Origin of the sequence: Grylomicrobium aquisgranense, from assembly GCF_033971865.1 — a bacterium.
GTDB lineage: Bacteria > Bacillota_I > Bacilli_A > Erysipelotrichales > Erysipelotrichaceae > Bulleidia > Bulleidia massiliensis.
Genome location: NZ_JALBUR010000060.1, coordinates 1 through 4,672 on the forward strand (window position 1 = coordinate 1; position 4,672 = coordinate 4,672).

Annotated in this window: 4 protein-coding genes; 1 reads left to right on the forward strand and 3 read right to left on the reverse strand. The window is 45.7% G+C overall.

From position 1 onward, the window contains the following. Positions 1-435: 435 nt before the first annotated feature. The 3 genes from MOZ60_RS11240 to MOZ60_RS11250 all read right to left on the reverse strand — a co-directional run bounded on the left by MOZ60_RS11240 (position 436) and on the right by MOZ60_RS11250 (position 3,156). On the reverse strand, positions 436-1,209 hold the full coding sequence (locus MOZ60_RS11240) for an EFR1 family ferrodoxin (RefSeq protein WP_370596742.1): 774 nt from the start codon (positions 1,207-1,209) through the stop codon (positions 436-438). 14 nt (positions 1,210-1,223) lie between these two features. Beyond that, complete coding sequence (locus tag MOZ60_RS11245) at positions 1,224-2,381, reverse strand: iron-containing alcohol dehydrogenase (protein WP_370596743.1); 1,158 nt, start codon at positions 2,379-2,381, stop codon at positions 1,224-1,226. A 67-nt stretch (positions 2,382-2,448) separates the two neighbouring features. Continuing rightward, a complete protein-coding gene (locus MOZ60_RS11250; protein ID WP_370596744.1) occupies positions 2,449-3,156 on the reverse strand; it encodes a substrate-binding domain-containing protein in 708 nt (235 codons plus the stop codon). Positions 3,157-3,503: 347 nt separating this feature from the next. On the opposite strand from MOZ60_RS11250, the gene MOZ60_RS11255 reads away from it, so the two are divergent. Next, positions 3,504-4,598, forward strand: a complete 1,095-nt coding sequence (locus MOZ60_RS11255) for an IS110 family RNA-guided transposase (protein ID WP_370596745.1) — start codon at positions 3,504-3,506, stop codon at positions 4,596-4,598. The last annotated feature ends 74 nt before the right edge of the window (positions 4,599-4,672 follow it).

Here is a 4,672-nt window from a genome sequence, read left to right on the forward strand (position 1 = left end):
ATGCTATCATGTAAAGGCCTTCCTTTCTTGGATGAGGCAACTTCCCCCATCTTATTAAGCCAATAACAAGTATGCGGGATGATCCTCGAACACACAAGTTAATGGAGGGCTTTTACATATTGTCTAAAGCCATACGTTCTAAAGATACGATAATTGAACCAAAGCCGTCGATCTGCCAGTGGATATTACGCTTTCACGACAATGAACTGCTAAAAGTTCACTGGTTTTCAATGCGTCCCTTTAGATCTCTTTACACTTATATCCTGGGGTCAAATCTGCTGTTGACATGACGTGTCTGCTAAAAACAGTTGAGGAAATCAAAGTTAATATGAAGCCGGAACTAAAATATTCCAGTATTGTCTTCACTTCGGTGAGGAGTCGGACCAATATTGCAAAAGAGACAAATGATATTGTCAGGCGAAGAGCTTTTTAAGTTCAGTTCTGATGATTTGAGCTGATAATTTCGCTCAACTGAATATCCGGATGGCGATAGCGTGAATTGGGATTTTTTTCGTTCAGTGCCGCATAGCCGATTGCTTTGCGGGGGCAGGCATGTATACATGACATACAGCCGAAGCATCTGCTGTAATCATATACAGGTCTTCCATCCTCTATGCGGATACATCCTTTCGGACAGACTCTGGTGCAGATCCCGCATCCGATGCACTGGTCTGATACTTTGTACAGGGGATTTTCATTGGAAGGACTGTATTCAATCGCATGTGCCTTATAGCCTTCATAAAAGTCAGTTTCTTCCTTTGAAGCAGGCTGTATATAGTGTTTTTTCGTTTGAAGATCCGCTTTGATCGCATCGAGATGTTCATCCACCTTTTTCTCTGGATTGATGCGTCTCTGTTCATCCATGTCGAATACCGGCAGCGCATTATCATGCATTTTGACCGTATTGAAGTAATCGATATGCCTGCCTGATTTTTCAAAGACTTCCGCATTGCGTGCGGCACAGTCGCCATGGTGCATGCCGTATGTCATGACAATGTAGAAATACTCCGTTTCAAATTCTGAATTCATTATGAAGTCCCTGACAATCACCGGCAGATCAAATTCGAACAGAGGACAGACGATCCCAATCTGTTCTGCTTTGTAGATTCTTTTTTCCTTTTTCATTTCCTGTGGAATGCTGTGAAGATCGTTGTCAAACTTCTTCGCTGCATAAAGGCTGTTGCCGGTTGATGTAAAGTAGAAAATCATAGTGCTTCCTTCCCCTATCTGCAGGCAAGGATAATCTCTTTGATTTCCTTCCTGGTCAGCTGACGCACATTTGTATTGGAAACATTGCATGTATCCGCGACAGCAGAAGCAGTCTCTTCACTGACTTCGATTCCTGCTTCACTGAATGTTTCCGGAAGTTTCAGACAGCGGATGAATTCACGCAGCTGCGCGATTCCTTCCCTGGCCGTTTCAATGTCTGTTTTCCCGGCGTGATCAACACCCATGACATTGACTGCGAACCGGGCGAATACTTCAGCGCCGTCTTCGACAATATGGTCATAGTAGACCGGCTGCAGGATGGCCAGCTGCACGCCATGGGTCGCGTGTGTATATGCCGCCAGCATATTTTCTATGCCATGTGCCTGGAAATCTCCCGGACATCCGGTATAAAAGCTGAAAGACTGGATCAGGGAGGAATCCCACATCAGATTGGAGCGGATCTCCATACTGTCCGGGTTTTCCATCAAAGCCCTGCCGTTGCGGATGATGTTTCTCATCAGGCTCTCATTGATTTCATCCCATACATTGGTTCCCCTGCCGAAATATGTTTCCATGCAGTGGCTCAGAGAATCATATACGCCGGGTGTGAAAACATGCAGAGGAACAGACATCAGATAGGACGGATCCTCAATGACAAAATCTGCGTAAGGTCCAGTGAGTGTTTTCTTTTCATGTGTCAGTTCATTGGTGCAGGCTCCAAGATTGTCCATCTCGGCACCGGCACCGGAAATTGTGAGAACAACTGCATATTTGCCCATCTTCTGCGGAATACGCTGATTGACAACTTCCTCTTCCCAGATGTCTTCCTCAATCTCAGCGCCGGCTGCGATGATCTTTGTGCTGTCAACAACAGACCCGCCGCCAAGAGCAATCATCAGATCGATCTTCTCTTTTTTATACAGTGCAATGCCTTCCTGGATTTTTGCGTAGGATGGGCTTGAAGTGACACCTCCGAATTCAATGACTTTTTTGCCGCATTCTTCGAGTGTGCTTTTCACTTCATCCAGAACACCGTTTCTTTTGACGGAACCGCCGCCGTAGACGATCATGATGTTCCTGCCGTAATGATTCATTTCCTGGGGGAAGTATTTTCTGACGCCGCCCTGTTCAAAGTAGACTTTCACAGGCATGTGATAAATAAAGTTCTGCATCGCTGTTCACCTCTTTACAGATACAGTATGCAGAACTTTATTTGAATTGTAAAATACCTATATCAAATCATTTGTTATTCATATTCTGTATTCCAAGAAATGTCAGGAATTCCTGCATGACAGGTCGGTATGCAGACGCATGTCTCCAGATCAGGGAAGCCGTGGAAAATCTTTCCGGCCGCAGAGGAACAAAAACAAGATTCTTTGTGACATACTTTTGTGTTTCAAGACAGACCGTCACCCAGTCGCTGACTTCCGTCAGGATCATTGCGTTTCTTAACAGCGTATAGGCTGCGGCAATATGAAGCCCGGGGCCGATCCACTCACGTATATCATTGCGAAGCCTCGTATTTTCAGGCACTATCAATTTTTCTTTCTTCAGATCATCGGCTTTCACAAACTCTTTTGCGGCAAGCCTGTGAGAACTTCTGACAAGAATACCCCACGATTCGGAAACACTCAGGTTGAATACTTCATATTTCATCGTGCTGACCGATTGAACAATATACCCGATATCGACAGTTCCTTTGTCGATGGCAGCACAGATTTCCTCCGCGTTGCCGGAATGGATATGAAACATGACTTTCGGATGCAGTTCATGAAATTCTCTGATTTTCTGTGCAACCAGGTCAAATGACTCAATCTCACCGGTCATGATATAAAGATCACCCTCGAGTTCACCCTGTACAGTCCTGTCTGCTCTGGCTTTCGAATATAGATTTATGATATCTTCTGCTGTCTGACGGAACAGACTGCCTTCTTGCGTAAGAAGCACTTTTTTCTATTATGAAATCAGGAAGAATCCAGTCCTGATTGAGCTGTCATGAGCATATGAATCTACAATGGAAAGGTCAGGATTACCTGGGTGTATTCCTGGCCTTTCCTGCGTATAGGCATATACCGGAAAGGTCTGGGTAAAAGTAAGGACGCGTCCTTTTTTAAGCTATCGAACGATAAGCCAGTCAAATAAAACGTCCTGCTTCCCTTTTGTGATATAGCCAGCTTAATCAAAATGTGCAGCCGGAAGTATTCAGGCATGCCGTATCTAATCCAGAAAAATCAGCTGTCGCAAAGGTTCTGGGAAGCTTTACCGCAGACATTTATGCCAGAGGAGGCTCTTTTATGGACGGACCAATTATCACGGTAGATGTCTCAAAAGGCAACTGCCACTATCAGCCGTGGCTGACAGCAGGCCATTCCCTGCGGAAGCCGAAAGTTCTGAACGATACGAAAGATGGCTTTGAAGCATTGTCTGAAACCATTGAGATGGTGAAGGAGAAGAGCGAAGCTGATACAGTCCCGGTAGTATTCGAGGCGACCGGCGTCTACCATCGCTGTCTCCAGAAGTATCTTGATGATATAGGAAATCCTTACATTGTCGTTCCGCCACTGCTGTCTGCAGCTTATCGGAAGACGAACCTTCATGGCAATAAGACAGACAATGCGGATTGTGCCCATATCGCCAAAGTGTATTACCAGGAAGAACATCTGCAGTGCCACCAGAATGAATCGGATACGTATGCACGTCTGCGGGCAAAGAATCGCATGTATGAGAGCGAATTGAAGATCCTGCGGCAGCGGAAATGCACGTTCCGGGCAATGCTGGATGTGATCTATCCGCGCATGGATAAGTGCTTCAAAGGGCATGCAAGCCTTTACGATTCGGTTCCGATGGAAGTGCTGAAGAAATATCCGCATCCATCATTACTTCTCAGGCACGGGGAGGAAACCATTGTGAAAGCGATCCAGAAGCCCGCAGGTCATAAGAAAGGCTTCACTGAAAATATCGTTCACAAGATGTATCAGTGTGCAGAGGAATGTTATTCCGGCGTGGATGCGGACAGTGTGGAAGTACAGCAGTTTCCTCAGATGATCAATGAACTCATAGAGCAGATGGAGCTCTGCAATACATACCTTGAGGAACTGATCGAAGATGCCAGTAAGCTTCCTTCCTTTGCGATTCTGCTCAGTATTCCTGGAATTGGCAGGAACATTGCGGCACGGATCATCGCGGAAATCGGCGATGTCACCCGGTTCAGGAACGCGCGAGGCATCGTAGCATATGCAGGGCTGAATCCGAAAATCAATCAGTCAGGTGAGAAGGATGGGACCCACCTGGCTATATCCAAGAAAGGAAACAGACATCTGAGGTGTCTTGTTTATCGTAAGCGCTCGATAATCCGTACCTATGATAAAAAGCATTTCCAGGCACACTAGACTGTGTCAATGGGAATGGTTTTACATACCAAGCTTTTGATGCACTTCTTCTGACCAGGGAAGAAGTTTATCAG

Excerpts from the sequence above, each read along its gene's own strand:
- MOZ60_RS11245 (WP_370596743.1), bottom strand. The coding sequence starts at position 2,381 with ATGCAGAACTTTATTTATCACATGCCTGTGAAAGTCTACTTTGAACAG.
- MOZ60_RS11240 (WP_370596742.1), bottom strand. The coding sequence starts at position 1,209 with ATGATTTTCTACTTTACATCAACCGGCAACAGCCTTTATGCAGCGAAG.
- MOZ60_RS11255 (WP_370596745.1), top strand. The coding sequence starts at position 3,504 with ATGGACGGACCAATTATCACGGTAGATGTCTCAAAAGGCAACTGCCAC.